Source organism: Streptomyces sp. NPDC031554 (assembly GCF_055580685.1).
In genome coordinates this window covers 168,158-194,993 of the sequence record NZ_JBVIKX010000004.1, presented here as the reverse complement: position 1 = coordinate 194,993, position 26,836 = coordinate 168,158, and the positions used below count along the sequence as shown (strand labels likewise).

At 71.9% G+C, this 26,836-nt stretch carries 19 protein-coding genes and 1 pseudogene; 10 read left to right on the top strand and 10 right to left on the bottom strand.

Annotated elements, in window-relative coordinates:
• Positions 1 to 443: 443 nt before the first annotated feature.
• From ACZ5FU_RS12795 to ACZ5FU_RS12765, 7 genes are all read right to left on the bottom strand, one after another.
• On the bottom strand, positions 444 to 2,108 hold the full coding sequence (locus ACZ5FU_RS12795) for a penicillin-binding transpeptidase domain-containing protein (RefSeq protein WP_469045317.1): 1,665 nt from the start codon (positions 2,106 to 2,108) through the stop codon (positions 444 to 446).
• A gap of 174 nt (positions 2,109 to 2,282) precedes the next feature.
• Complete coding sequence (locus ACZ5FU_RS12790) at positions 2,283 to 3,914, bottom strand: penicillin-binding transpeptidase domain-containing protein (protein WP_451527482.1); 1,632 nt, start codon at positions 3,912 to 3,914, stop codon at positions 2,283 to 2,285.
• 576 nt (positions 3,915 to 4,490) lie between these two features.
• On the bottom strand, positions 4,491 to 5,507 hold the full coding sequence (locus tag ACZ5FU_RS12785; protein WP_468834691.1) for a hypothetical protein: 1,017 nt from the start codon (positions 5,505 to 5,507) through the stop codon (positions 4,491 to 4,493).
• Entirely contained in the window at positions 5,501 to 6,523 is a 1,023-nt protein-coding gene (locus ACZ5FU_RS12780; RefSeq protein ID WP_469045316.1) for a glycosyltransferase, read from the bottom strand. The genes ACZ5FU_RS12785 and ACZ5FU_RS12780 overlap by 7 nt, the downstream gene beginning before the upstream one ends.
• A 1-nt stretch (position 6,524) precedes the next feature.
• A complete protein-coding gene (gene serS, locus ACZ5FU_RS12775; protein ID WP_451779176.1) occupies positions 6,525 to 7,817 on the bottom strand; it encodes a serine--tRNA ligase in 1,293 nt (430 codons plus the stop codon).
• A gap of 89 nt (positions 7,818 to 7,906) precedes the next feature.
• Positions 7,907 to 8,833, bottom strand: a complete 927-nt coding sequence (locus tag ACZ5FU_RS12770; RefSeq protein ID WP_451779174.1) for an aminoglycoside phosphotransferase family protein — start codon at positions 8,831 to 8,833, stop codon at positions 7,907 to 7,909.
• Positions 8,834 to 8,844: 11 nt separating this feature from the next.
• Positions 8,845 to 10,095 (bottom strand): methionine adenosyltransferase, encoded by a 1,251-nt coding sequence (locus ACZ5FU_RS12765; RefSeq protein ID WP_469045315.1) that lies wholly within the window; start codon positions 10,093 to 10,095, stop codon positions 8,845 to 8,847.
• A gap of 266 nt (positions 10,096 to 10,361) precedes the next feature.
• Between ACZ5FU_RS12765 and ACZ5FU_RS12760 the strand changes: the two genes are divergently transcribed.
• Positions 10,362 to 11,636: a transcriptional regulator gene (locus ACZ5FU_RS12760; RefSeq protein WP_451779169.1), complete on the top strand. Its 1,275-nt coding sequence runs from the start codon at positions 10,362 to 10,364 to the stop codon at positions 11,634 to 11,636.
• Here ACZ5FU_RS12760 and ACZ5FU_RS12755 read toward each other — a convergent pair.
• Together ACZ5FU_RS12755 and ACZ5FU_RS12750 are read right to left on the bottom strand one after the other, a co-directional pair.
• A complete protein-coding gene (locus ACZ5FU_RS12755) occupies positions 11,617 to 12,276 on the bottom strand; it encodes an HAD family hydrolase (protein WP_451779201.1) in 660 nt (219 codons plus the stop codon). The two genes, ACZ5FU_RS12760 and ACZ5FU_RS12755, sit on opposite strands and share 20 nt — an antisense overlap.
• A 243-nt stretch (positions 12,277 to 12,519) precedes the next feature.
• Positions 12,520 to 14,271, bottom strand: a complete 1,752-nt coding sequence (locus tag ACZ5FU_RS12750) for a dolichyl-phosphate-mannose--protein mannosyltransferase (protein WP_451527481.1) — start codon at positions 14,269 to 14,271, stop codon at positions 12,520 to 12,522.
• Between the two features lie 128 nt (positions 14,272 to 14,399).
• On the opposite strand from ACZ5FU_RS12750, the gene rsmI reads away from it, so the two are divergent.
• The 6 genes and pseudogenes from rsmI to ACZ5FU_RS12720 all read left to right on the top strand — a co-directional run bounded on the left by rsmI (position 14,400) and on the right by ACZ5FU_RS12720 (position 19,690).
• Complete coding sequence (gene rsmI, locus ACZ5FU_RS12745; RefSeq protein ID WP_451527480.1) at positions 14,400 to 15,257, top strand: 16S rRNA (cytidine(1402)-2'-O)-methyltransferase; 858 nt, start codon at positions 14,400 to 14,402, stop codon at positions 15,255 to 15,257.
• 226 nt (positions 15,258 to 15,483) lie between these two features.
• Positions 15,484 to 15,966, top strand: a complete 483-nt coding sequence (locus ACZ5FU_RS12740; RefSeq protein ID WP_468834680.1) for a hypothetical protein — start codon at positions 15,484 to 15,486, stop codon at positions 15,964 to 15,966.
• A gap of 65 nt (positions 15,967 to 16,031) precedes the next feature.
• Positions 16,032 to 16,910 carry a TatD family hydrolase gene (locus ACZ5FU_RS12735; RefSeq protein ID WP_451527478.1) on the top strand — a complete coding sequence of 293 codons (879 nt, stop codon included), beginning with the start codon at positions 16,032 to 16,034 and terminating at the stop codon, positions 16,908 to 16,910.
• Between the two features lie 129 nt (positions 16,911 to 17,039).
• A pseudogene (locus ACZ5FU_RS12730) lies at positions 17,040 to 17,807 on the top strand (ubiquitin-like domain-containing protein); the annotation flags it as partial.
• A gap of 93 nt (positions 17,808 to 17,900) precedes the next feature.
• A complete protein-coding gene (rsmA, locus tag ACZ5FU_RS12725; RefSeq protein WP_451779121.1) occupies positions 17,901 to 18,773 on the top strand; it encodes a 16S rRNA (adenine(1518)-N(6)/adenine(1519)-N(6))-dimethyltransferase RsmA in 873 nt (290 codons plus the stop codon).
• Positions 18,770 to 19,690, top strand: a complete 921-nt coding sequence (locus ACZ5FU_RS12720; RefSeq protein WP_451527475.1) for a 4-(cytidine 5'-diphospho)-2-C-methyl-D-erythritol kinase — start codon at positions 18,770 to 18,772, stop codon at positions 19,688 to 19,690. The genes rsmA and ACZ5FU_RS12720 overlap by 4 nt, the downstream gene beginning before the upstream one ends.
• Here ACZ5FU_RS12720 and ACZ5FU_RS12715 read toward each other — a convergent pair.
• Positions 19,668 to 20,264: a Uma2 family endonuclease gene (locus ACZ5FU_RS12715; protein ID WP_451527490.1), complete on the bottom strand. Its 597-nt coding sequence runs from the start codon at positions 20,262 to 20,264 to the stop codon at positions 19,668 to 19,670. The two genes, ACZ5FU_RS12720 and ACZ5FU_RS12715, sit on opposite strands and share 23 nt — an antisense overlap.
• Before the next feature lie 157 nt (positions 20,265 to 20,421).
• Here ACZ5FU_RS12715 and ACZ5FU_RS12710 point away from each other — a divergent pair, with 157 nt between their 5' ends.
• The 3 genes from ACZ5FU_RS12710 (at position 20,422) to ACZ5FU_RS12700 (ending at position 26,744) form a co-directional block, all read left to right on the top strand.
• A complete protein-coding gene (locus ACZ5FU_RS12710) occupies positions 20,422 to 22,227 on the top strand; it encodes an ABC-F family ATP-binding cassette domain-containing protein (protein WP_451527474.1) in 1,806 nt (601 codons plus the stop codon).
• Between the two features lie 304 nt (positions 22,228 to 22,531).
• Positions 22,532 to 24,328, top strand: a complete 1,797-nt coding sequence (locus ACZ5FU_RS12705; RefSeq protein ID WP_451527473.1) for an outer membrane protein assembly factor BamB family protein — start codon at positions 22,532 to 22,534, stop codon at positions 24,326 to 24,328.
• Between the two features lie 259 nt (positions 24,329 to 24,587).
• The gene (locus ACZ5FU_RS12700) at positions 24,588 to 26,744 is read left to right on the top strand and encodes an outer membrane protein assembly factor BamB family protein (RefSeq protein ID WP_451527472.1); all 2,157 of its coding nucleotides are present in this window, start codon (positions 24,588 to 24,590) and stop codon (positions 26,742 to 26,744) included.
• Positions 26,745 to 26,836: the final 92 nt, after the last annotated feature.

The window sequence follows — 26,836 nt, the reverse complement described above, 5'->3', positions numbered from 1 at the left end:
CGGCCGCTTGCGCCGGTGGCCGGTCCCGGCCCCGGTCGGCTGCGTGGGCCGGCCCGCCCCGGCCGGCCCGCCCCGGCCGGCTCGCCCCAGCCGCTCGCACCGGCCGGCCGGTCCGCCTGTGCCGGCCGTCGGGCCGGACGCCTGCCCCGGTCGCTTCGGCCGTTCGCCCTGGCCGCCTGTCCCAGCCGCTCGCCCCGGCCGTTCGCACCGGCCGTTCGTCCGGGCGGTCTGCCCCGGGCGGCCCGGGACGAGCGCCCCGCCGTCGGCCCCGGCCTCTCGGCCCAGGGCCTCTCGTTCGGATCAGGCCGGGCTCGCAGGCCCCGGCACCGCACCCCGCCGCGTCGTCGTCGGTCGCCAGGGCGCCGCCCCGACTCCCTCCTCCGCCTCGCGAGGCACGGCACCGGACCCCGCTCCCCGATCCGGCCCGATCCAAACGGAAGACCCTAGCCGCCCGCCTTCAGCAGGGCCGCCACGATCGGTCCCGCCGACTCGCTGCCGTGACCGCCCTGCTGCACCACGCCCGCCGCCGCGAGGCCGCCGCGGTAGGCCGTGAACCAGCCGTTGGGCTCCTTCTGCCCGTCGACCTCGGCGGAGCCCGTCTTGGCGCCGTAGTCCGGGCCGAGCCCGGCCATCGCCCCGGCCGCCGTGCCGTGCGAGGCCGTGTAGTTCATCAGCTCCCGCAGCTGCGACAGCGTGTCCGCGGACATCGTGCGCGGGGCCTTCGCCAGGCTGCGGCCGTCGACCGACGGGGCGACCAGGTACGGCTGGTGGAAGGTGCCCGACTTCACCGTGGCCGCCACCGACGCCATGTTCAGCGGGTTCATCCGCACCCCGCCCTGGCCGATCAGCTCCGCCGCCTTCTGAGCCTTCGACTGGACCGGCACCGAGCCGTCGAAGGTCGGCACACCGACCGACCAGTTGTTCGACGACAGGCCGAAGACCTGCTGGGCCTGCTTGGTCAGGCTGTCGTCGTCGAGCTCGCCCGCCTGGCTGATGAAGGCCGTGTTGCAGGAGCGCGCGAAGCTCGCCTTGAAGGTGCCGCCCTTGATCTCGAACTTGTCGTCGTTCTGGAACTTCCAGCCGCCGTAACTGAAGTACTTCGGGCACGGGTGCGCCTTGTCCGCCGACGCCAGGTCCTTCTCGATGAGCAGCGAGGAGGTGATGACCTTCATGGTGGAGCCGGGCGCCAGCGAGCCTTGGAACGCCGTGTTGAAGTTCGGGTTGCTGTTGGCCACGGCCAGGATCTCGCCCGTGGAGGCGCGGGTCACCACGACCGACGCCCGTGCGACGCCCGCGACCTGCTTCTCCGCGGCGGCCTGCAGGGACGGGCTCAGCGTGGTCCGCACGGTGCCGGGCGTGCCCTCGCTCAGCTCCAGCAGCGTCTTGTCGGAGGCCTTCTTCGCCTTCGAGGCCTTGCCGCGCACCACCCGCAGCTCGACCCCCGCCGTGCCGCCGGCCTTCTCTCCGTACTTCTCGCGCAGCCCGTCCAGGACGGTGCCCAGGGACGGGTACTTCTTCGTGGTCAGCTCACCGCCGTCGCGGTCGAGCGCCCTGACGGGCGGGTCGCCCGCCTCACCGGTCACCAGGGTGTCCCCGTCGGCCAGGTCGGGGTGGACCACGGAGGCGTGCCAGTCGACGAGCGGCTTGCCGTCCTTCGCCCGCCGCACCACGGTCAGTGCGCTGTCGTACGCCACCGGCTCGCTCTTCTTGCCGAAGGTGACCGTGCCCTTCACGGCGAAGGGCACCTTGTCGCCCGCGCGCTCGCCGGCCGTGAGGGTGGCGCCGGTGACACGGGCGTCCTTGGTCCAGCCGGTGAGCAGGGCGGTGGCGGCCGCCGGGTCGTCGGTGGCGGCCGCGGCCTCGGCGACCTCGCCCCGCTGCCAGGCCGTGAGGAACGACGCGGCGGCGGTGGTGACCTCGGTCGCCGACAGCGGACCGGTAGGGACCTTGGGCTTGCGCGCCTCCGACGGACCGTCCTCGGCCGCCGCTCCGCCGCCGTACAGCGCGTAGCCGGCGAGGCCCGCGCCCGCGACGACGACGGCGATCATGCCGCCGACCACGGCCGGCTGCTTGCTCCGTCGCTCGGCGACGCGCCTTCTCTTGCCCACAGCCCGCGATCCTCCGTGCTCTACGGGGGGCCGCCTCGCCCCACTGTCCCCGCCGGGTGAGTCGTCCCGCCGCCGGGCGGGTCCTCCCGACGGCACCGACGACGGCGCCCAGCCTAGAGTCCCCGCCCGTGAGGTGACGTCACGTGTGACGTCACCCACGCCTTACGGGTGTCCTCAGGCGCCCGACCGCAGTACGGCCGCCACGATCGGGCCGGCCGCGTCGGTGCCGTGACCGCCGTCCTGGACCATCGCCGCGGCGGCCACGTCGTCGCGGTAGCCGGTGAACCAGCTGTCGGAGCTCGCCCTGCCGTCGACCTCCGCCGAACCCGTCTTCGCGCCGATCCGGCCGCTCAGGCCCGCCATCACCCGGGCCGCCGTGCCGCTGGTCGCGGTGCGGTTCATCATGGCGCGCAGCTGCTGCACGGTGCTCGCCGGCAGTCCGCGCGCGTGGGCGAGTTCGCGGCCGTCGAGGCCGCGCGGCACGATCACCGGCTGCCGGAAGGCGCCCGTCGCCGCGGTCGCCGTCACCGACGCCATGTTCAGCGGGTTCATCTGGACCTGGCCCTGGCCGATCATGTTGGCCGCGGTGTCCGGGCCGCCGGAGGCCGGGACGGAGCCGTCGAAGGAGGGGATGCCGGTCTTCCAGTCGAGACCGATCCCGAAACGGTCCCTGGCCTCGTCGGTCAGGGAGTCCGCCTTCACCTCGTCCGCGTACTTCACGAAGGCGGTGTTGCAGGAGCGCGCGAAGCTCTCGGAGAGCGTCGCCTTCTCGTTCGGCGGCATGTCCTTGATGTTGCCGAAGGTCTGGCTCTGCCAGGTCGCCTCGGCCGGACAGGGCGCCGGGCCGGTCGCGGTGGTGATGCCGTTGTCGATGAGGGTGGCCGCGCTGACGATCTTCATGGTGGAGCCGGGGGCCACCTGCCCCAGGAAGGCCGCGTTCCAGCCGTCGTTGCGGTTGTTGGCGACCGCCAGCACCTCACCGCTGCTGGGCTGGACGGCCACCACCGACGACTCGGGGTACTTCAGGACCGCCTTCTCGGCGGCGGCCTGCGCGCTCGCCCTGAGCGTGGTGGGCAGCCGGCCCGCCCTGCCCTCCGCCAGGGTCAGCAGCGGCGTGTCCGCGGAGTCCGGGACGGCGTGACGGATCGCCAGCTCGACACCGGCCGTGCCGCCCGCCTTGTCGCCGTACTTGGCGCGCAGCTCGTTCAGCATCGGCCCGAGCGAGGGGTACTTCTCCTTCGTCAGCACCTTGCCGTCGCGGTCCACGGCCTCGATCGGCGGGGCCGCCGACTCGCCCGTCACCAGCGTGTCGTCCATGCCCCTGAGCTGGGGGTGCACCACCGACGGCTGCCAGTCCACCAGCGCCCTGCCGGTGGTCACCCCGCGCACGACGGTCAGCCGGCTGCCGTAGGCGAGCGGCTCGGACTTCCCCCCGTACGACACCGTGGCCTTCACCGTGAAGGGCACGCTGCGCCCGGCCGGCGCACCCGGCGTGATCCGCACGCCGGTGATGTGCGCGGCCTGGCCGTAGGAGGTGAGCAGCGGCCGCGCCTTGCCGGCGTTGTTCGTGAGCGCCGCCGCGCTCGCCGCCTCGCCCTTCTCCCACGCCGCGAAGAACGCGGCGCTGGTCTCCTTCACCTCGGCGGCGCTCGGCGGCCCGGTCCGCACGGGGGCCGGCCCGTCCGCGCCCGGCGCGCCGCCGTCCTCGTCCAGTGCGTTCACGATGTTGAAGGCGCCGTACCCGGCCCCGCCCACCATGACGGCGAACACCGAACCGACGATCGCGGCCTTGGCCCCCTTGCGCATGAACTGTCCTCCCCGTTGACCCGGCCAACCTTTCTGAACGCGTTCAGAAGGCTTCCCCGGCACTCACCGTAAGCGGAAGAGGGGCCCGCGGGACAGGAGTTGTCGCAATCGTTAGCCCCGGGTGTCCAACCACATACATGAACGCCAGTCGTCGATCGGGATGTCGGTCCCTGTGTACAGGGGCCAGAAGTGGCGCATCCTGGCAGTCAGCCAGTTGCCGGACTCACAGCCCCGAGCATCTCGCTGACAACCGGTTTGGCGGGCGCCCTCGGACCGGTGGCGGCGCTGCACGCTGAGAGCGATCTCGGCAGCGCCGGAACGCCACCGGCAACGGTCGCGATCCTTCAGGAGCGACCGGGCCTCCTTGACCACCTGACCTTGCCGCACTCACCCATCGTGCTCAAAGGGGCCGGGCCTTACCATACTCACCGACTTGCGGATGGACGACGTCCTTCCTGAGTTGCCGAACCTCGCACCCCATCCATTGCTCGTCGTTCGACCTTCGCGTTTACGGCTCGGCCTACTGGCTTCAGCCGTTTCGACGCTTGGGTCGAGAACCAGCGATGCAAGCAACTGCTATACCGCCAGGGCTGAGCACTTCGTCTTCCCCTCGCCCTCGATGACGCGAGCGATCTCCGGCCACGGAGCGCGCAAGGCGCTGAAGAGCGACCAGTAGTCGTGGACGGCTCGAACCATGGCGCTGACGCCGAGGCGGGCGGCTTCGGGATCGATGGCGCCTATGACGCGCCGTGTGACTCCGCCGGCACCCCGAGCTGTTGGGACGATCCCATGGCCGAGCAGGAGCGTGGCGGTACGGATGGCATCCAGCGTCGGTGGTGTCGCCACCTGTGCGAAGCGCCCAAAGATCAGGGGGTGCCAATTAGCCCTGGTACGCGCCCAGGCCAGGCGTTCCAGCCCGGTGCCGAGGTCAACGGCCATCCGGTCCGGGTGATCCGTGTTCCACAGGAGGACGATGTCGCCGAGGGTGAGATCCAGATGGCGGAAACGCAGTGTGATGCCTTCGACCTGCCGTCGACGCCACGGAGCCAGCGTCCCGAAGATGCTCAGATGCCGTGCGTGGAAGCCGAGCCGGGAGAGGACGGTCAGCCAGCCATCGAGGATGGCGCCGTACTCGTCCAGGCCGCTTATGGGTTGGACTCGGGAGACGTTGACAAAGGAGGTGAGGAAACCGTCCATCAACTGGCCTTCCATGTCCCGTTGGCCGGTGAAGCGGACGACCGGCTGCGGTATGAATCCGCTTCGATACGTGCGGGTTTGGCCGTCCTTGAGGACCGGGTCCAGGGCCTGGACAGCAGAGATCGTCAGTTCGGTCTCCCTGCCCCACCGGAGCGGGAGGCAGGCGTCACGTGGGGCGCCGTCCTTCGCGAAGCCTGCCTCCAGGGAGCCGAGGATCCCCCTCCACGTGGGTGATCTGCGTGGCGGCTGGTAGGGACTGCCTCGGTGGGGGTGAAGAATCTCGATGTGGAGGCCGTCGATGGTGAACTCCCAGTGGGGGCCCAACGCGGCGCTCAGTACGCCGGGTATCCGCTGGACCAGGTCGCCTCCGACAGTGGCGGCGGCGCGGGTCAGCACGATCGGGCCGACATCGCCTGGAAGTGGCGCACCGGGGCGAAGCGCTGCATGCCGATCACCTGGACGCGTTGGTGGTCGAGGCTTTCCACCCGTTCGATCGCGTCGGCGAGCCTTCGTGCCGCGATCTCGTCCTCCTCCCTGGGGTCGACGACCGCGACCACGCCCGTTTCTTCGCACAGGGCGGCGTGAGCACAGGTTCCTTCGCGCCAGGTCAGGGCGGCCATGGGAGTGCCGGCGCGGAGGGATTCTCCGAAGACCGCGGCACCGGCTTCCACGTACGTGCGGGCGTACGTGTAGACGAGGACCGAGGCGTCGGCGATGGCTGCGGTCTTGGCGGGACCGCCGAGTTCGCCGATCCACTTCACGTGGTCGGCGCTGAAGAGCCGTTCGTGGCGTCGGAAGTACGCCTCGTCGAAGACGGGACCGACGATCCGAATGCGGCGACCGAGGATCTGGGCCGCCCGCACCGCGAGGTGTGGTGCCTTCTCCTCGTCGATCCGGCCGAGCCAGACGAGATCGGTGCCCGCGATGGCCGGCGGCTCCTCCTCGTCGAGGCCGAGGTGGACGGCGAGCTCAGGGATCGGCCGGTGGTCCGCATACCGTTCGATCATTTCGGGCGAGTAGCAGTAGAGCCGCGACCGCCGGCCGTCGAAGGCGGTGGCGGTGTGCTGGAAGACGGGCGAGTGCTGGAAGGTGGCGACGTCGCAGTCCAGTTCGTTCCAGGTGCGCGTCCACGCGGGAAGCGACGGGTACTCGTGGCCGACGACCAGGAGGTCGTACCCGGTGTCGCGCAGCTCGCGCTCGGCGAGCGATCCGGTGGAGATGTCCTCCAGTCGGACCGGCTTGCGGACCCAGTCGTGCTCCAGGTCCGTGAGCCAGCCCGGCCCGAGGAGGTGTACGTCGGCGCCTGCGGCCCGGGCGCCTACGGCGACCGCCCACAGCCATCGTTCGATCCCGCCGTATTCGGCGGGTGGAAAGGCGTAGCTGCCAGGGAAGTCGCAGACGCCGACGAGCACGTTATGCCTCCGGTGTTCCGTCCGCCGAGATACGGCGGAAGCCGAGATACGGGAAGAGTGATTCGGGCAGGACGATCGAGCCGTCCTGCTGCTGGCACTGCTCAAGGAGCGCGGCCAGGGTGCGGCCGACGGGCAGACCGGAGCCGTTGAGGGTGGCGACGAGCTTGGGCTTGCCGTCCTCGCCGCGGGTCCGGATGTTCGCCCGTCGGGCCTGGAAGGTTCCGAAGTTGGAGACCGAGGAGATCTCGCGGTACGTGTTCTGGCTCGGGATCCAGACCTCGAGGTCGTACGTGAGCTGGGCGGAGAAGCCGGTGTCGCCGGCGGGCAGCTTGATGACCCGGTAGGCCAGGCCGAGCTCCTTGAGGCATGCCTCGGCGTGACCGACCATCTCCTCCAGCTCGGCGTCCGCCGTCTCCGGGTCGACGATCTTGACCATCTCGACCTTCGCGAACTGGTGCTGGCGGATCAGACCGCGGGTGTCGCGGCCGTACGAGCCGGCCTCGGACCGGAAGCACGGGGTGTGCGCCGTGAACGCGAGCGGCAGCTCGGCGGGCGGGATGATCTCGTCCGCGTAGAGGTTGGTCAGCGGAACCTCGGCCGTCGGGATGAGGAAGAGTTCCCGGTCGGCGACACCGGTCTTGAACAGGTCCTCCTCGAACTTCGGCAGCTGGCCGGTGCCGGTCATGGTCTTGCGGGTGACCAGGTAGGGGACCGCGTACTCGGTGTACCCGTGTCGGCGGGTGTGGATGTCGAGGAAGAGCGTGGCCAGGGCCCGCTCCAAGGCGGCGCCGGCGCCGCGGGAGACCGCGAAGCGCGGGCCGGACAGCTTCGTCGCACGGGCGAAGTCGAGAATGCCCGTGGCCTCACCGAGGTCGACGTGGTCCTTCGGCTCGAACGCGAACGTGGGTGGCGTACCCACACGCCGGATCTCGATGGCGAACTCCTCGGAGTCGCCGTCGGGGGCCGAGTCGTCCGGCAGGTTCGGGATGCTCAGGAGCAGGTCGCGCAGCTGGGCCTCGATCTTCTCCTGGCCGGCCTCGATGTCGCGGACCTGGTCCTTGATCGCGCGTGCGCGCTCTTTCAGCTTGCTGATGTCGCCGCCCTGCTTGGCCGTCTGCTGGACCTCGCTCGCCACCCGCTTGGACTCTGCCCGCAGCTCATCGGCCGAGCGGATGTTCTGGTTCCGACGAGACTGGAGGGACTCCAGCTCGGACAGGTCCAGGGAGTAACCGCGACGAGCGAGCCGACGAACCGCTTCGGCACCCATTTCCATCAGGGCGCGGGCATCATGCATGAGGATGATCCTTTTGATCCGGCGAGTGGTGGGATACGGGATCGACGGTAGCAACCGCGGCCCCTTCACCGATCCGTATCACCTCCCTGTCAGCAGAGCCGACCGCATCGGTTCCTTGAGGTCGGTGCCGACAGCCGCGCAAGGACTTCGGCCATCGTCGCTGCGCGCGGATCACCGGTTTCGAGGTAGAAGAGAAGGCCGTCCAGGGCCAGGGCTCGACACCACGGCGCCAGGACGGGCACGGGGAAGCGGGAGATCTGGGCGGCAGCGGCCAGACGGGCGTCCGTGCCGTGTCCAAGCTGGTAGTACACGGTCCAGAAGGCCCAGTCGAAGGCAGCATCGCCCACCATCGGGAGGGGGTCGATCAGGCGCGGGTGGCCCAACCAGTCGAAGAGCACGTTCTCGCGGTAGAGATCCGCGTGCAGGACCGTCTCCCGACCGCTGTCCTCCTCCAGGGTCACGAGGGCCGGGAGAGCCGCGTCGACATGCTCCTGCCACTGGCCGGCATCGACCGATTCCAGACGGCGGCGCACCCTCGGACGTACCTCCTGATGCAGGTACGAGGTCAGGGAAGGAAGCTCACGCGGTCGACTCTGACGCCGACCGATGGTGTGAAGACCCTGGAGAGCGGCGGCCACGGTCTGCAGCTCCCGAGGCGGCCTCTCGTCGCCACCGGCGCGGTCCCCGATCATTTCCAGGGCTGCCACGGCCAAGTCGTCCGCTGCCTCGACGACGCCTGTGGTAGGCCCGCCCGCCCACAGGCGTAAGGCGGAGACCTCGTTGCGGAACCGTGTGGGATCGGCCCACGCCTTGAGGAGCATCGGACGGCCTTCGCGGGCTCCGGCCATGACGATCACGGAGGCATGCCCGGCGTCGTGGTAGCCGTCGAGGGTGAGCTTCCAACGATCCGCAGCCTCCTCGAGCAGGGTGGGCACCGCATCGAGCCACCCGGAGACTTCGGGGCCGTAGTGAGTGACCAGCCGACGCCGGCATTCCGGGGAGACCTCGTCGAGCATCCGCTTCTTCATCAGCTCAGCACGATCCCGTTGGAGACCAGCTCGTCGGTGAGCGTCGGAAACTCGCCCAACGCCTCCGCCACCAGCGCCTGTACCTTGTCCATTTCGGCGTCCGGGGACGACAGACGGACGAGGACACGCCACGGCTGGTCGAGGCGCTGCCCGGTGGTGCTCACCAGATGGACCTCGGCGTGCCCTCCCGTCGCCTCGTGGAGCCGCTGGGCGAGCCTTCGTGCGGCGATGTTGTAGAGCTTGCCCACGTGGTAGACGGGGTTCTTGCCGTTGGCGCCCTCCAGGTTCATCGGCCGCAGGGGCGTGATGAGCCCGTTGACGCGGTTGCCGCGGCCGACGACGCCCTCGTCGCCGGACTCGATCGAGCTCCCGGTGTAGGTGAGGTACAGCTCGTCCTTGTCCGGCACGTCGCGCGCGTTGAGCCGGAAGCTCGCCTCGGTGCCGGACAGGTGGAGGCCGGCGAGCCGGTAGCACTCGGCCAGGACGCTCTCGGTGTTCTGGACGTACTCCGCACGGTTCGCGACGTGCCGCGACTTCTGCGGCAGACAGAGCACGACATCCGCCCGCTCCCCGTCCCAGTAGCCCATGAGCTTCACGTCCGACCCACACCAGGTGTGGGAGAGGGTGAAGTCGCTCTCTCCGGAGAAGTGGTCGACCAGATCCCGTACGAAGGACTCGAAGACGTTCTCCGGTGCCCAGCCGGTGCCTAGCGACGTGTCGTTGGAGAGCCGCACCCGCCGCTCACGCAGGTCGTCGATCGACCGCGGGGTGAACCATCGCGTCCGGTCGGGCACCTCGTCGCCCGTGAGGACGGCACCAGGGCTGGAGTTACTGGTGATGTTGAAGGTGATGTCGAGGTGGTCGGAGACCTCGGGGAGCCGACGGGCGAAGAACGCCCGCACCTCGGCCTCCACGATCTCCTCGACGGGGATCCGCTCGCCGCCGCACATGGGCGCGGCACGGCCGTTGACGAGTACCCGGACCGGGGCGGTCATGCGGCCGGCTCCGTACCGGACCTCACTCGCTCCGCCCAAGAGGGCGAGCTTGTCGAAGTTGTGGTGCAGGACCGCGCCGAAGTGTTGCACGGTGTAGGTGCTGTACGCCCGGGACAGCCGCTCGGCCAGCTGATCGGCGAGGGTGTCCGGATGGCCGAGGCCCTTGCGCTCCACGATGGTCGTGGCGTCCGGGACGGACCTGCCCGTCTCGATGACGAGGTGACTGTTGTCGATGGTCGTGCTCGTGCGAAGCATCACGAACTCCCTTTCAGTGGACAGAAGAGGATGAGCGCAGGCTCAGAACACCTGGACGAGCGGTAGGTGCCGTGTGTGGTGACGAGGTCGATGTCCTCGGTTCGTGGACGCCATCTTCCTGGCCCTCCAGGTCCTGTTCGAGGGCTCTGGCAGGTCGTCAAGAGGACTTTCATAGGGCTTTGTTGGGCGTCCATGGATGATTTTGCGCCGCGGTGGGGACACCGCATGTCACTCTCTGACGAGAACTCGTCCTCCGGAGGAGATCCATGTCCCGTCCCGCAGGCAACACCCGACTCAAGTCCGCCCGTCTGGCAGCCGGATACAACTCACAACAGGCTCTGGCCGACGCCATCACCAAGACGGCACCCAAGCTGGGCATCAGGGGGCTCGCTGTTGGCGTGCGGCAGATCCGACGCTGGGAGTCCGCGACACCGCCCTGGCCTCAGCCTGACGTTCACCGAGTTCTGATCCACCTCCTGGGCCAGAGCATGGAGGACTTGGGATTCACCCCACCCTGGGGAAGCGAGAGCCGCCACGCCGGCTCGACGGTCCGCAACGCCCCGCATGCGCCTCTGAAGGGGGCGCGGCTGGCCAATGTCCCCGCCCAGGCGGGCCCCGCAACGCAGCCGGTCACAGTGGGCAAGGACTTCGAGGCCGTCACCCGTTCTCACCGGCACCTCTACTGGTCCGTAGCCCCTGCTGTACTGCACCCCGCAGTGTTGGAGCACGCCCGTCTGGGATGCGCTCTCCTGCCGGAGACGGCGAACCCTGCTCGCCAGACCCTGGCCGGCGCCCTTGCCGAGTCCTATCTACTGGCCGGGCGCATCGAGTTCTTCGACCTACGCCAGCCCGGCCAAGCCTCGGAAACCCTCTTGCGTGCTCTGCAAGCGGCGGGCGAAGCCGACGACCCCCTCCTGGGATCGGCCATCCTCGCGCACATGGCCTTTATCCCCGGCTGGACCGATGACCGGGAAGCGGCGATCGAGCGCATGATGGCCGCCCGTACCTATGCTCGGCGCGGAGACGCCTCCGCGGAGCTCTGGGCATGGCTGGATGCAGTCGAGGCGGAATGCGAGACCCGATGCGGCGACCCTCGCACCGCGCTCCGCCTGATCGGACACGCCGAGGACGCCCTTTCCTCGGGTTCCGAGCATCCCACCCCTGAGTGGCTGGACTGGTTCAGCCCCGTGCGCCTGTCCGCGTTCAAAGGGAACACACAGCTGAAGGCCGGCCACCTGCCACAAGCCCGCCAGACTCTTCAGGAGGTTCTCGACGACCTGCCGCCCGAGTCGGACAAGCAGCGCACGGTCGTCCTCGGTGATCTCGCCGCGGTCGAAGCTTCGGACGGCCACCCGGAGGCGGCGTGCCGGTACGCCGTCCAAGCTCTCGATCAGCTTGCCATCACCTGGTATGCCACAGGCATGGAGCGTATCCGCGAGGTCCGACGCACGCTCGCCCCATGGCAGAACGAGCAGTGCGTCCGAGACCTCGACGATCGTCTCTATGACTGGGGAACGACTGTCAGCGCTCTCCAGCGTTGAACTTGGCGATCTTCTCAGGCAGCTCCGCGAGCGAGTCGATGCGCATCGTGGTGATCGAGTCCGCATCCGGGTCACGCTGCTGAATAGTGCCCCAAGGCCCACGCCGAATCAGAGCTGTCAGAAGCCCGGCCTGCACGGCCGGACGGATGTCGTTGTCGAGCCGGTCCCCGACGTACAGAATCTCGCCCGGCTCGGCAGGCGTCGCCTCAATGACGTGCTCGAAGAACTTCACGTCCGGCTTCGACGTCCCCCAGTCGTCACTGGTGGCGATCAGGTCGGACGGAAGGTCCAGCCCGCGGAGCAGGCCGCCCGCCCGCACGGTCTGGTTCCCGGCGATGCCCACCCACAGGCCGGCTTCTCGCAATGCGGCCAGCGTGGGGCGCACATCGGAGTAGAGGTCGTCCTCGCCGAACCATTCCGGCTTCCCGGCAGCCGCGCGCTTCTCGCGCTCCTCGGTCAGATCGAACCCCGGCCGGAACTCCTGGAACGTCTCGCGGTAGTCGCGCCCCTGCGCGATGACCGCTCCGAACATCGCCGCGAAGGTATGCCGCGGCACCTCCAGCCAGTCCGCCCAGGTCCCGTACTCCCGGGTCTCGTCGACAAGACACTCACCCACGTCGAACACCACCGCACGAATCATGCTCCGCAGGTTAGACGGTGCAGCACCTGGAGCAGACAGCCCTGGCTGATCGTGGCGGCAGTTGTGAGGCGTGTTGAAGGCGCGGTGGCTGTCCCACCAGAGCGGTACTTGGGAAGGCGTGAATCGCGAAACGTCGATGATCACAGCCGGGTCGTCCTCGGGCGGTCCGAGGCAACCGCTAACCACCGACAACGACCACGAGGGCACGGCAGTCCGCCGTGCCCTCGTGGTGTGTCAGCCCGGCTAGACCCAGGTGTCCAGCCACATCCGCGACCGCCAGTCGTCGATCGGGATGGCGGTGCCGGTGTGCAGGGGCCAGAAGTAGATGAAGTTCCAGGCGATCAGCAGCACCAGGACGCCCGCGCCCGTCGCGCCCACCACCCGCCGGGTGTCGCTCGATCCCGGCCGGCCGACCAGCGCCCCGGCCATCATCGCCACCGCCAGGCACAGGAACGGCAGGAAGACGACGGCGTAGAAGAGGAAGATCGTGCGCTCCTGGTACAGGAACCACGGCAGGTACCCGGCGGCGATGCCGCACGCGATCGCGCCCGCCCGCCAGTCGCGGCGGAAGAACCAGCGCCACAGCACGAACAGCACCGCGAAACAGGCCGCCCACCACAGCACCGGCGTGCCGATCGCCAGCACCTCGCGCGCGCACTTCTCACCCGCGTCCACCGGACAGCCGTCCGTGCCGGGCGCCGGGGACTCGTAGAAGTACGACACCGGACGGCCCAGGACCAGCCAGCTCCACGGGTTCGACTGGTAGGTGTGCGGCGAGGTGAGGTGGGTGTGGAACTGGTAGACCTCGTGCTCGTAGTGCCACAGGCTGCGCAGCCAGTCCGGGAACAGCCAGGTCCAGCTGCCGCCCTTGCCGTCGGTCGCCGCCCAGTTGCGGTAGTAGCCGCCCGAACCGCTGTCCGAGGACAGGATCCAGCCCGTCCACGACACCAGGTAGGTGACCAGCGCGACCGGCACGGTCGCCAGGAACGCCAGGCCCGTGTCCCGCTTCAGCACCGCCCGGTACGGGTGCCGGGCACCGGCCACCCGGCGCGCGGCGACGTCCCACACCACCGTCATCAGGCAGAACGCGACCATGATGTACAGGCCGTTCCACTTCGTGCCGATCGCCAGCCCCAGCATCACGCCCGCCGCCCAGCGCCACGGGCGCAGGCCCAGACGGGTGGTCTCGGCGACGTGCGCGTCGGGGCGGCGACGGCCGTCCGCGTCCGCCGGCAGCGCGGCGGCCAGCCGTGCGCGCGCCCGGTCCCGGTCGGCCACCAGACAGCCGAACGTCGCCAGCACGAAGAACATCAGCACCCCGTCGAGCAGCGCCGTGCGGCTCATCACGAAGTGCAGACCGTCCACCGCCATCAGCGCGCCCGCCAGACAGCCCAGGAACGTGGAGCGGAAGAGGCGGCGCCCGATCCGGCACAGCAGCAGGACCGACAGGGTCCCCAGCAGCGCCGTCATGAACCGCCAGCCGAACGGGTCGAACCCGAAGAGCAGTTCGCCCAGCCCGATGACGTACTTGCCGACCGGCGGATGCACGACGTACGCCGCGTCCGTCGGGATCGTGACGTGGCCGCCGCTGTTCAGGATGACGTCGTTGGCGTTCTTGTCCCAGTTCACCTCGAAGCCGCGGTGGACGAGCGCCCACGCGTCCTTGGCGTAGTACGTCTCGTCGAATATCACCTTCCTCGGCGTGCCCAGGTTCCAGAACCGCAGCACGCCCGCCACCAGCGTGACCAGCAGCGGACCCAGCCAGCCCGACCAGCGGGTGATCCGGCCGGCGAGCCCCGCCGGCACCCCGAGCGCCTGCCAGAGCCGCGGGCTCGGCTCGGCGAACGGCGGCACCAGCCGATCCCGGACGTCACCGCCCGGCGGCGCCGTGTAGCCGAACCGGCGCAGCCGTGACGGCCGACCCGGCCGCCGGTCCTGCGGTGCCTGGTCCTGCCGGTAGTCCGTGGAGTCCGTGGAGGACGCGGTACTGGTCACCGCGCCATCGTAGGGAACAGGGCTGTGGGAGTCCCGTGCATGGGCCTGTTCGACCGGACATGCCGGGCCGCGGACGGCGCGGCCCGGCCGGTCGAACAGGGTCCCCCGGCCCCTGCGAGGATGGAAACGTGACAGTCGCACCCGGAACCCTGGTCCTTGCCGGCACGCCCATCGGGGACGTCGCCGACGCCCCGCCCCGGCTCGCGGAGGAGTTGGCCGGCGCCGACGTCATCGCCGCCGAGGACACCCGCCGGCTGCGCCGGCTCACGCAGGCGCTGGGCGTGACGCCCAAGGGGCGCGTCGTCTCCTACTTCGAGGGCAACGAGTCCGCCCGCACCCCCGAGCTGGTCGACCACCTCCTCGGCGGCGCCCGCGTCCTCCTCGTCACCGACGCCGGCATGCCGTCCGTCTCCGACCCCGGCTACCGGCTGGTCGCCGCGGCCGTCGAGAAGGACGTCCGGGTCACCGCCGTACCCGGCCCGTCCGCCGTCCTCACCGCGCTCGCGCTGTCCGGCCTGCCCGTCGACCGCTTCTGCTTCGAGGGCTTCCTGCCGCGCAAGGCGGGGGAGCGGCTGTCGCGGCTGCGCGAGGTCGCCGAGGAGCGCCGCACCCTCGTGTACTTCGAGGCCCCGCACCGGCTCGACGACACCCTCGCCGCGATGGCCGAGGTGTTCGGCGCCGACCGCCGCGCCGCCGTCTGCCGCGAACTGACCAAGACGTACGAGGAGGTCCGGCGCGGCCCGCTCGGCGAGCTGGCGGAGTGGGCGGCGGAGGGGGTGCGCGGCGAGATCACCGTCGTCGTGACCGGGGCCCCCGAGCGCGGTCCCGGCGAACTCGACGCGGCGGAACTGGTCCGCCGGGTGCGGGTGCGCGAGGAGGCCGGCGAACGGCGCAAGGAGGCGATCGCGGCGGTGGCGGCGGAGGCCGGGGTGCCCAAGCGGGAGGTCTTCGACGCGGTCGTCGCGGCCAAGAACGCCGCGGGCTGAACCCCTCCCGTCACCTCCCGTCACCGCCGGGCGGGAGCCATCCCCACCAGGGGGTAAAGAACCGTCGCCGACGGCAAAGCCCACGCGTCGCCCCCGTCCCGCTTCGGCAAGGAACGCCCAAATCGGGCCCAACACTCGACAGGTCGGCTGCGCCCACCCCGGCGCGGCGGTCCACTGGAGGCGGGGACGCATCCGTCCCCGCGTGCGGCGGACCAGAGGAGCCTGCATGAGCGAGACCGGCGGGATCGGCAGGACGGACGGAATCGACGGGACGGACGGGACGGACGGGATCACCGGGCGGGGCGGCGGCCCGGGCGGCGCGGCGGTCCCCGTCGTGCACGAGTCGTACTCCTTCGCCTGCATGCGCTGCGGGCACGGCTGGGAACAGTCGTACGAGATCGAGCACCACACCGACGCGGACGGCCACGAGTCCGTCCGGTACGTGGCGGACGGGCGGTTCGTGCCGTCCCCGCTGAGCCGCCCCTCCTGCCGCAACTGCGACGGGCACCTCCTGCGCATCATGCGCGCCGGCCAGGTCTCCTCCGTGCTCAGCGCCGCCCGCCCCCGGCCGGCGCCCCCGGCCGGCCCCGTGCAGGCGCCGGTGGCCGCGGCGGAGCCGACGGCGCGGGCGGGAGCGGGCAGGATCGGCCGGCAGCACCACTGGCACCTGGCCGACCTCCTGCACCCCTTCCAGCACCGGGCCGGCTGACCCCGGGCCCGCCGGGGCCGGTCGGCGGCCGACGGCCCGGCGCGCCCCTTCCGTAGGATCGGGGCATGCCTTCGAACGCCGACAAGAACGCGGCGCCGCCGCTCCCGGCCCCCCTGCGGGTACCGGTCGCCGACTCCCACACCCACCTCGACATGCAGTCCGGCACGGTCGAGGAGGGCCTCGCGAAAGCCGCGTCGGTCGGCGTGACGACGGTCGTCCAGGTCGGCTGCGACGTCTCCGGCTCCCGCTGGGCGGCCGAGACGGCGGCGGCGTACGACAACGTCCACGCGGCGGTCGCCCTGCACCCCAACGAGGCCCCCCGCATCGTCCTCGGGGACCCCGACGGCTGGTCCCGGCAGGGGGCGCGCGCGGCCGGGGGCGCCGGGGCGCTCGACGAGGCGCTCGCCGAGATCGACCGCCTCGCCGCGCTCCCCGAGGTCAAGGGCGTCGGCGAGACCGGCCTCGACCACTTCCGCACCGGGCCCGAGGGCAGGGACGCGCAGGAGCGCTCCTTCCGCGCCCACATCGAGATCGCCAAGCGGCACGGCAAGGCCCTCGTCATCCACGACCGCGACGCCCACGAGGACGTGCTGCGCGTGCTGAAGGAGGAGGGTGCCCCCGAGCGCACCGTCTTCCACTGCTACTCCGGCGACGCGCGGATGGCGGAGGTCTGCGCCCGCGCCGGCTACTTCATGTCCTTCGCGGGCAACGTCACCTTCAAGAACGCCCAGCACCTGCGCGACGCCCTCGCCGTCGCCCCGCTGGAGCTGGTCCTCGTCGAGACCGACGCGCCCTTCCTCACGCCGGCGCCCTACCGCGGACGGCCCAACGCCCCCTACCTCGTGCCGGTCACGGTCCGTGCCATGGCGGCCGTCCGCGGCATCGACGAGGACGCCCTGGCGGGCGCCCTGGCCGCCAACACGGCCCGCGCCTTCGGCTACTGACCCGCGGCCGCCGCACCCGTCCGTCACGGTGGGTGGTCGCGTCGCTTTGGAGAGTGACGGCCGCTCCGCTAGGTTCTGGGGGCCCGATCCGGACCCTTCCGGACCCCAGGACCCCTGGAGCGTGTCGGCGTGAGCAACGTGCACCACCCGCGCAACGCGTACGGCGCCGACGGCACGTACGTCGACGTCCACAACGCCGAGACCGTCGCCCACGGGGTGCCGCAGGCCCGCGAGGCCGCCCGCCGGCCCGCCCACGAGCCGACGGTGCTCGCGGTGCCGCCGGGGCCACCCGGTCCGGCGCTGCCGCGCCGGGCGGAGGGGGCGCCGTACGCCGACGGCAGCGGTACGGGCGCCTGGGCCGGTGGGGGTACGGGGCGCGCCGCGCACCGGCGCAGGACGCGCGACGCCGCGCGCGCGGACTCCCCGATGCGCCGGCTGCTGCCCCTGCTCCCCCTGGTGCCCCAGGCCCTGATCGTCGCCTTCCTCGCGGGCGGCACCGCCGCCTTCGTCGCGAAGGACAAGGCGGTCGAGCTGACCGTCGACGGCAGGCCGCGCACCCTGCACACCTTCGCCGACGACGTGGGCGAGCTGCTGGCGGAGGAGGGCGTGCGGACCGGGGCCCACGACATGGTGGCGCCCTCCCCCGGCACGGCCCTCGCCGACGGTGACGAGATCGCCGTGCGCCACGCCCGCCCCGTCCGGCTCACGCTCGACGGCCGGCGGCACGAGGCGTGGACGACGGCCCGCACGGTCGAGGAGGCGCTCGGACAGTTCGGCGTGCGGGCGCAGGGCGCCCACCTCTCCGTCTCCCGCTCCCGGCCCATCGGGCGCGAGGGGCCGGCCCTGGACGTCCGCACTCCGTCGTCCGCCCCTGCGCCGTCCGCCACCCGTGGGCGGCGGACGGCGGGCCCGGGCCCCGCGTGAGCCCGCCGCCGCGGCCTCCGCCGGGGACCTGCGGTCCGGCCCCCCGCACCCCCGTACCCTTGTCCCGTGACGAGCCCCACCCCCGACGCCCTCCTGGGCCCCGCCGACATCCGCGAGCTCGCGGCAGCCCTCGGCGTGCGGCCCACCAAGCAGCGCGGCCAGAACTTCGTGATCGACGCGAACACGGTCCGCCGTATCGTCCGCACCGCGCAGGTGCACCCCGAGGACGTGGTCGTCGAGGTGGGCCCGGGCCTGGGCTCCCTCACCCTCGCGCTGCTGGAGGTCGCCGACCGCGTCACGGCCGTCGAGATCGACGACGTGCTGGCGGGCGCCCTGCCCGCGACGATCACCGCCCGCATGCCGCTGCGCGCGGACCGCTTCGCGCTGGTGCACTCCGACGCCATGCACGTGACCGGGCTGCCGGGCCCCGCCCCCACCGCCCTGGTGGCGAACCTGCCGTACAACGTCGCGGTGCCCGTGCTGCTGCACATGCTCGAGACCTTCCCGAGCATCGAGCGGACCCTCGTGATGGTCCAGTCCGAGGTCGCCGACCGCCTCGCCGCCGGACCCGGCTCGAAGGTGTACGGCGTGCCGTCCGTGAAGGCGAACTGGTACGCCGACGTCAAGCGGGCCGGCGCCATCGGGCGCAACGTCTTCTGGCCGGCGCCGAACGTGGACAGCGGGCTGGTCTCCCTGGTGCGGCGGACGGAGCCGATCGCGACCACGGCCTCCCGCCAGGAGGTCTTCGCCGTCGTCGACGCCGCCTTCGCCCAGCGCCGCAAGACCCTGCGGGCCGCGCTCGCCGGGTGGGCCGGGTCGGCGGCCGCCGCCGAGGCGGCCCTGGTCGCCGCCGGGGTGTCCCCGCAGGCGCGCGGCGAGTCCCTCACGGTCGAGGAGTTCGCCCGGATCGCCGAGAACAAGCAGGAGGACACGGCGTGAGCGTCACCGTCCGCGTGCCCGCCAAGGTCAACGTCCAGCTCGCGGTCGGCGCCGCGCGCGCGGACGGCTTCCACGACCTGGCCAACGTGTTCCTCGCCGTCGGCCTGTACGACGAGGTCACGGTCACCCCGGCCGACGAGCTCCGCGTCACCTGCGAGGGCCCCGACGCCGCCCAGGTCCCCCTGGACCGCACCAACCTCGCCGCGCGCGCGGCGATCGCCCTCGCCGAGCGCCACGGCCGTGTCCCGGACGTGCACCTGCACATCGTCAAGGACATCCCCGTCGCCGGCGGCATGGCGGGCGGCAGCGCGGACGGCGCGGGCGCCCTCCTGGCCTGCGACGCGCTCTGGGGCACCGGTGCCTCCCGCGGCGAACTGCTGGAGATCTGCGCCGAGCTGGGCAGCGACGTGCCGTTCAGCCTGATGGGCGGGGTCGCGCTCGGCACCGGACGCGGCGAGAGGCTGGCCCCGCTGGAGGCCGGCGGCGCCTTCCACTGGGTGTTCGCGATGGCGGAGCGGGGACTGTCGACCCCGGCCGTCTTCCGCGAGTTCGACCGTCTCGCCGAGGGCCGCGACATCCCCGAACCCGTCGCCTCGCGCGACCTCCTCGACGCCCTCGCGAAGGGCGACCCGCACGCGCTCGCGGCCACCGTCTCCAACGACCTGCAGCCCGCCGCCCTCTCCCTCTTCCCCGAACTCGCGGACACGCTCGCGGCGGGGGAGGCGGCCGGCGCGCTCACCGGCCTCGTCTCGGGCTCGGGCCCCACCACCGCGTTCCTGGCACGGGACGCGGAAGCGGCGGAGGAGATCGCGCAGGCGCTGCGGACGTCCGGCACGTGCCGGAGCGTGCGCACGGCCTCGGGCCCGGCACCGGGGGCGACGGTGCTCCGAGGGATCAGGAACGGCTGCCGACCCTGACCAGCTCGATGGCGACGGCGGCAGGCTTGTCGACCTTGATCTGGTCGCGCTGCATACCCATGTGCACGTAGCACCGCGTCATCGGGTCGAGCTCGTACACATGAACAAGGGGGCGTCCGGTCGTTCCGTCCTGCTCGACACGCCAGTAGTGGGGGATGCCGGCGGAGGCGTACTTCTGCGGCTTGGTCGTACGATCCCGGGATTCCGAGTCGGGTGAGACGACCTCCACGGCGAGCAGGACGTCCTTGGCCTCGAAACTGGTCTGGTCCAGCCCGGTGACCGCGTCGGCCCGCACCACGCTGACATCGGGTTCGGGGCCGTTGCGCCGGTCCAGGACGACGGTCATCTCCCGCTCGACGCTGAAGTCGGGGCCGAGGCAACTGCGCAGTCCGTCGACCAGGAGGTCGATCACAAGGAAGTGGAAGCGACGCTGCGGACTCACGAAGACCAGGCTCCCGTCGATCAGTTCGGTGTGCGGCGGGAGATCGGGCAGCGTGAACAGGTCGTCCACGGTGTAGCCGTCCTGCGGCGGCACCGGCCACTGGACGCGGTGCTCTACGGACTCGGCGGTCATGGTTCCTCCCATGGACGGGATCCTGCTGCCCGCCCTCCACGGTAGCGGCCCCTTCCCGATCACGTCATCACAAAGAGTGACCAACTCCTCGCGCCCCGTCCCCGGCCCGGCAGGCCCTAGGCTAGAAGGCTGACCGACCCCCATGCGCAGGAGAAAAATGGCCGTCAACCTGGTCAATGTCGAGAACGTCAGCAAGGTGTACGGAACCCGTGCGCTGCTCGACGGCGTCTCGCTCGGTGTCTCCGAAGGGGACCGGATCGGGGTCGTGGGCCGCAACGGCGACGGCAAGACCACCCTGATCCGCATGCTCGCCAAGCTGGAGGAGGCGGACACCGGACGGGTCACGCACTCCGGCGGGCTGCGCCTGGGCGTCCTCACCCAGCACGACTCCCTCGACCCGGCCGCCACCGTGCGGCACGAGGTCATCCGGGACCTGGCCGACCACGAGTGGGCCGGCAACGCCAAGATCCGCGACGTCCTGACGGGCCTGTTCGGCGGGCTCGACCTGCCCGGCTTCCCGCAGGGCCTGGACACCGTCATCGGACCGCTCTCCGGCGGCGAGCGGCGCCGCATCGCGCTCGCCAAGCTGCTGATCGACGAGCAGGACCTGATCGTCCTCGACGAGCCGACCAACCACCTCGACGTCGAGGGCATCGCCTGGCTCGCCCGCCACCTGCGCGAGCGCCGCTCCGCGCTCGTCTGCGTCACCCACGACCGCTGGTTCCTCGACCAGGTCTGCACCCGCATGTGGGACGTGCAGCGCGGCGCCGTCCACGAGTACGAGGGCGGCTACTCCGACTACGTGTTCGCCCGCGCCGAGCGCGAGCGGATCGCCGCGACCGAGGAGGTCAAGCGGCAGAACCTGGTCCGCAAGGAGCTGGCCTGGCTGCGGCGCGGCGCGCCCGCGCGGACCTCCAAGCCCCGCTTCCGGGTCGAGGCGGCCAACGAGCTGATCGCCGACGTGCCGCCGCCGCGCGACAGCAGCGAGCTGATGAAGTTCGCCTCCTCGCGACTCGGCAGGACCGTCTTCGACCTGGAGGACGTGACCGTCCAGGCGGGCCCCAAGGTGCTGCTGCAGCACGTCACCTGGCAGCTCGGCCCCGGCGACCGCATCGGCCTGGTCGGCGTCAACGGCGCCGGGAAGACGTCGCTGCTGCGCGCCCTGGCCGACGCCGCCCGCACCGGGGGCGAGACCCAGCCGGCCGGCGGGAAGGTCGCCGTCGGCCGCACCGTCAAACTCGCCTACCTCTCCCAGGAGGTCGGCGAACTCGACCCGAACCTGCGGGTCCTGGAGGCCGTCCAGCAGGTGCGCGAGCGCGTCGACCTCGGCAAGGGCCGCGAGATGACCGCCGGGCAGCTGTGCGAGACGTTCGGCTTCGGCAAGGAGAAGCAGTGGACACCGGTCGGGGACCTCTCCGGCGGTGAGCGCCGCCGCCTGCAGATCCTGCGGCTGCTGATGGACGAGCCCAACGTCCTCTTCCTCGACGAGCCCACCAACGACCTCGACATCGAGACCCTCACGCAGTTGGAGGACCTCCTCGACGGCTGGCCCGGCTCGATGATCGTCATCTCCCACGACCGCTTCTTCGTCGAGCGGACCACGGACCGCGTCTTCGCCCTCCTCGGCGACTCGGCCCTGCGCATGCTCCCGCGCGGCATCGACGAGTACATCGAGCGCCGCCTGCGGATGGAGGAGGCCGCGGCCGCCGCCGCGCCCGCCGTGCAGCAGAAGGCGGCGCCGGAGAAGAGCGCCGCCGACCAGCGCGCGGCCAAGAAGGAACTGCAGAAGATCGAGCGCCAGTTGGACAAGGTCTCCGAGAAGGAGACCAAGCTCCACGCGCGGATCGCCGACAACGCCACCGACTTCGCGAAGGTCGCCGAACTGGACGCCGAACTGCGTTCCCTGGCCGGCGAGCGGGAGGAACTCGAGATGCGCTGGCTGGAGTTGGCCGAGGACGCGTGAGCCGACCGGCGTGACCGAAACCCGCCCACGCGGAGCCGGGGGACTCCGCGGGCGGGCGCCGGGCACGGACGGGGTGCGCCGCCCGCGCACGGCAACGGCGCGCGCGCCGCGTGAAGGGGGCGTGAAGGCGCATAACGGCGGCATCACGGCCCGGTCCTCCCTTGGGAACAGGGGCGGACGCGGGCCCCTTCGCCGTCGGTGCCGGGTGATAGAAAGGGCCGTCCGGGACTTTCCGAGCACGAGTCCGGACCCGTCACGAGCCTCGGGGCGTGGCTAAAAATCAGTGAGCGAGGGGGAGACGCTGATGACTCAGCCGCCCAACCAGCCGCCGCCGCAGGGCGGCTTCGGAGCACCACAGGGCCGGCCGCAGGACCAGCCGCCCCCGCCGCCGCAGGGCGGCTTCGGCGCGCCGCGGATGCCGGACGGGCCGCCGCCGGGCCCGCCCGCCCAGCCGCCGCAGCCCGGTTACGGCCACCCGCAGCAGCCCCCGCAGCCGGGGCCGTACGCCCAGCAGGGCGGCCCCTACGGCGCACCGGGTCCGTACGGGCCGCCGCAGCAGCCGGGCCCGTACGGGCAGCCGGCCGGTCCCTACGGGCAGCAGCCCGGCTACGGCTACCCGCCGCCCCAGTTCCCCGGAGCCCCCGGCACTCCGCGGTCCGGTTCCCGCAACCCCTTCAAGGGCAAGCCCGCCCTGGCCGTCGGCGCCGCCGCGGTGGCGGCGCTGCTGGTGATCGGCGGGACGGTGATCGCGGTCACCGGCGGTGACGACGGCGGCGGCGAGAAGAAGCCGGTCGCCGCGCCGAGCGACGACGGCAAGCCGTCGGCGAGCGACAGCCCCGTCAACCCGGGCGACGGCAGCGGCGACGGCGGCGAGGACCCCGAGGACTTCAACGCCGACCGCAAGTCCGGCGAGGCCAAGGTGCTCTGGTACAAGGAGGCGCCCGACGCGCCCGCCTCCGGCGCCGACGCCCCCGGCATGTGGATCACCTCCAGGACCGCGGTGAAGGCCGCCTACAAGGAGGTCGTCGGCTACGGCGTCGGTGACGGCAAGCCCGCCTGGGACACCATCGTCCTGCCGCAGAAGATCTGTGCGGTCACCCCGGTCAAGACGGCGGCCGACAAGGTCGTCGTGGCGTACATGAACGGCACCAGCGACCGCGCCAAGTGCAACCAGCTCCAGCAGATCGACCTCGTGACCGGTGCCAAGGGCTGGACGGGGACGGTGCCCGACGGCGCGCTGTTCGACAGCGCCATCACCATCGAGCTGTCCGTCGCGGGCAACACGCTGATGGTGGGCCGCTCGCAGTCGGGCACCGCGTACGACGTGAACACCGGGAAGAAGCTCTGGGAGAAGAAGAAGTACGGCGACGCCTGCTTCCCGACCGCGTTCGCGGGCGGCGCCAAGCTGATCTCGGTGGCCTCCTGCGACGCGTCCGGGGCCGGCGAGCACGACGAGCTGCAGGAACTGGACCCGGCGACCGGCAAGGTCAGGTGGACCCAGAAGTTCGACAAGGGCTGGAGGATCGCGCGCGCCTACTCCCTGGACCCGCTGGTCGTCTACAGCACCAACAAGGACAAGAACACCTGGAACATCTCGACGCTCAAGCCGGACGGCACGTTCCGTTCGCAGGTCGGCGTCGACGAGGACTTCGCCCCCGAGTGCGGCTGGGCGATCCTCCAGCGCAACCTGACCGGCTGCAAGGGCACGGCCGCCGACGCGAACACCCTCTACCTGCCGACGAAGGCGACCACCGGGGCCAACGAGATCGTCGCGATCGACCTCGCCACCGGCAAGGAGAAGTGGCGCGTGAAGTCCCCGGCGGACGAGTCGATGCTGCCGGTGACCGTCGAGGGCGGCAACCTCGTCGCCTACGTCGAGCCGTCGTACGACGCCGCCGGGCGGGTCGTGGCGATCCCGACCGCCGGTGCCGCGCACACGCCGTCGACGCTGCTCCAGATGCCGAAGAGCACGATCGCGCTCGAGGACAGCTTCTTCTCCCGCGACCTCGCCTGGACGGACGGCCGCTTCTACCTCTCCACCACCCGGCTGGCGGGCAGCGACGACGCGAAGGAGAAGCTGATGCTCGCCTACGGCAAGTGAGGCGGGCGAACCCGGCCGGGGCGGCCCGCCGCGGCCGGGCGAGCGGGCCGTCGCCGCGTCCCGCGTCCGCACGGCCCGTGCGCGGTCCGTCCCGCGGGCCGCTCCGGCCGGCACCGGCCGCCCGCGGCCCTGTCCGGCGGGCCGCGCGGGCCGCGCCGTCCGGCCCCGGCCCGCACGCCCTCGCCCGGTCGTCCCGCCTCCGCGAGGTCCCGTACTCCCGTCCCCGTCTTTCCCCGCGTCATCTCGAGGTACCCACACCATGACCCAGCCGCCGCCCCCGAACCAGCCGCCCCAGGGCACCCCCGAGGACCGGGCCCCGCAGCAGGACCCCTCCGGCACCCCGCAGGACACCCCGCCGCAGGACGCGGCTCCTTCGCAGGAGACCCCCGCGGCTCCCGCGGCACCGCAGCCGCAGGACACCCCGCCTCCGCCGCAGGACGGTGCCGCCGCGCCCGCCCCGCAGGCCCCGGCGGCCCCCCAGCCTCCGGCCCCGGCGGCCTCACAGCCTCCGCCGCCCGCGGCGCCCGCGGCCCCGCCCGCGGGCCCGCAGCTCACCAAGGACCCCGCCCCGCAGCCCGGTTACGGCTACCCCGGTCAGCCGGCCCCGCAGGCCCCCGCGGGCCCGCCCCAGCCCGCGGCCGGCCCCGGTTACGGCTATCCGCAGGCGGCCCCGCCCGTCCAGCCGCCCCAGCCCCCGACGGGCCCCGGCTACGGCTACCCGGGCCCGCCGGCCCCGCCGAACCCGTACGCCCAGCAGCCCCCCACCCCCGCGCCCTACGCCCCGCAGGCCCCCTACGGCCAGCAGGCGCCGTACGGCCAGCAGCCGGGCTACGGCTACCCGGGGCAGCCGGGCGTGCAGGGCTACCCGACCCAGCCGGCCTACCCGGGCTACCCGGGCTACCCGGGTCAGCCCACCGTGCCGATGCAGGTGCCGCCCGCCGGGAGCGGCCGCAAGGGCAACGCCCAGCTCGCGATCATCATCTCGGCCGTCGTCGCGATCGCGCTGATCATCGGCGGCGGCGTCCTGTACGCGAAATCCGGTGACAAGAAGGACGAAGGCGTGAGCACCGCCGGCCCGACCGGCGGGAGCGGCGGCGGGGGCGGTGACGAGAAGGGCGGCGGCGACGGCGGCACGACGTCGGCCGGCGGCACGGAGAAGGTGCCCGGCGACCCGGCCTCCGAGCTCCTCTTCCAGATCCCGTCGCCCACGGTCACCAAGGACGACAGCATCGTCGTCAGCGGCTCCTGGCTCACCGAGAAGGCGTACGTGAAGTCGGGCGTCGCCGAGATCGTCGGCTACGACCCCGACAAGGGCACCAAGCTCTGGACGATCAAGCTGCCCGGCCCGGTGTGCACGGCCAGCCGCAAGACCACGGCGGACGGCAGGACCGCGGTGGTCTTCCAGCCGAAGATGCCCGCCAAGGACTCCCACGCCGGCTGCAGCGAGGTCGCCGCGATCGACCTGAACGCGGGCAAGCAGCTGTGGCGCAAGACCGTCGCGGTCGGCGACTACCCGGTCACCTTCGACAACGTCACCGTCAGCGGGAACACCGTCGCGCTGGGCGCCACCGAGGGCGGGAGCGCCTTCGACATCACCACCGGCAAGCTGCTGTGGTCCCCCAAGGCGGCCGACACCTGCTACGACGCCGGCTACGGCGGCGGCGCGAAGCTGGTCGCGGTGCGCAAGTGCGGCAAGTACGACGCGCGTGAGCTGCACATCCAGACCATCGACCCGGCCTCGGGGAAGGTGCTCTCCGAGTACAAGATGGCGACCGGCATCGAGTACGCGGCCGTCGTGTCCACCGACCCGCTGGTCGTGGCCGCCGACGTCGGCGACAGCGCCCAGGACGGCAGCGGCATCTCGGACTTCTTCTCCATCGACAACAAGACCGGCAAGCTGCTGACCAGGATCTCCGCGCCGGGCGAGCAGTACGCGGCCCGCTGCGACGGCATCACCGAGATGGAGAAGTGCTCCGGCGTCGTGGTCGGTCCGAACCGGCTGTACCTGCCGACGGAGGAGCACGAGGGGACCGGCGAGTACAGCCGGACCAACGAGATCGTCGCCTTCGACCTGACCACCGGCAAGGCGACCGGCCAGCGCGCCGACGCCGGCGACGGCTACGTGCTGACCCCGCTGCGCGCGGACGGCGAGAACGTCATCGCGTACAAGCGCCCGCCCTACGACGAGGGCGGCCAGGTCGTCAGCATCGCCGGCGGCACCTTCAAGCAGACGACGCTGCTCCAGAACCCCTCGACGGAGGCGGTGCGGGAGGCGGAGAGCCGCATGCTGCCCGAGTACTCCGAGATCATCTACTCCCAGGGGCACCTGTACATGGCCGCGCTCTACGCGGACGACTCCCCTTCCAGCTCCGGTGACAAGGACTACCTGGCGCTGGCGTTCGGCGCGGCCGGCTGATCGTCCCGCCACCGCCGCGACGGCCCCGCCCCTGCTCAGGGGGCGGGGCCGTCGGTGTACCGCCCCGCGCCCCCGCGCGCGGGGAACTTCGG

Coding starts and splice junctions, on each gene's coding strand:
- ACZ5FU_RS12740 (WP_468834680.1), top strand. CDS start 15,484: ATGAGCGAGACCGGCGGGATCGGCAGGACGGACGGAATCGACGGGACG.
- ACZ5FU_RS12790 (WP_451527482.1), bottom strand. CDS start 3,914: ATGCGCAAGGGGGCCAAGGCCGCGATCGTCGGTTCGGTGTTCGCCGTC.
- ACZ5FU_RS12765 (WP_469045315.1), bottom strand. CDS start 10,095: ATGCTTCGCACGAGCACGACCATCGACAACAGTCACCTCGTCATCGAG.
- ACZ5FU_RS12705 (WP_451527473.1), top strand. CDS start 22,532: ATGACTCAGCCGCCCAACCAGCCGCCGCCGCAGGGCGGCTTCGGAGCA.
- ACZ5FU_RS12755 (WP_451779201.1), bottom strand. CDS start 12,276: ATGATTCGTGCGGTGGTGTTCGACGTGGGTGAGTGTCTTGTCGACGAG.
- ACZ5FU_RS12710 (WP_451527474.1), top strand. CDS start 20,422: ATGGCCGTCAACCTGGTCAATGTCGAGAACGTCAGCAAGGTGTACGGA.
- ACZ5FU_RS12735 (WP_451527478.1), top strand. CDS start 16,032: ATGCCTTCGAACGCCGACAAGAACGCGGCGCCGCCGCTCCCGGCCCCC.
- ACZ5FU_RS12715 (WP_451527490.1), bottom strand. CDS start 20,264: ATGACCGCCGAGTCCGTAGAGCACCGCGTCCAGTGGCCGGTGCCGCCG.
- serS (WP_451779176.1), bottom strand. CDS start 7,817: ATGCATGATGCCCGCGCCCTGATGGAAATGGGTGCCGAAGCGGTTCGT.
- ACZ5FU_RS12760 (WP_451779169.1), top strand. CDS start 10,362: ATGTCCCGTCCCGCAGGCAACACCCGACTCAAGTCCGCCCGTCTGGCA.
- ACZ5FU_RS12700 (WP_451527472.1), top strand. CDS start 24,588: ATGACCCAGCCGCCGCCCCCGAACCAGCCGCCCCAGGGCACCCCCGAG.
- ACZ5FU_RS12770 (WP_451779174.1), bottom strand. CDS start 8,833: ATGCTCGACGAGGTCTCCCCGGAATGCCGGCGTCGGCTGGTCACTCAC.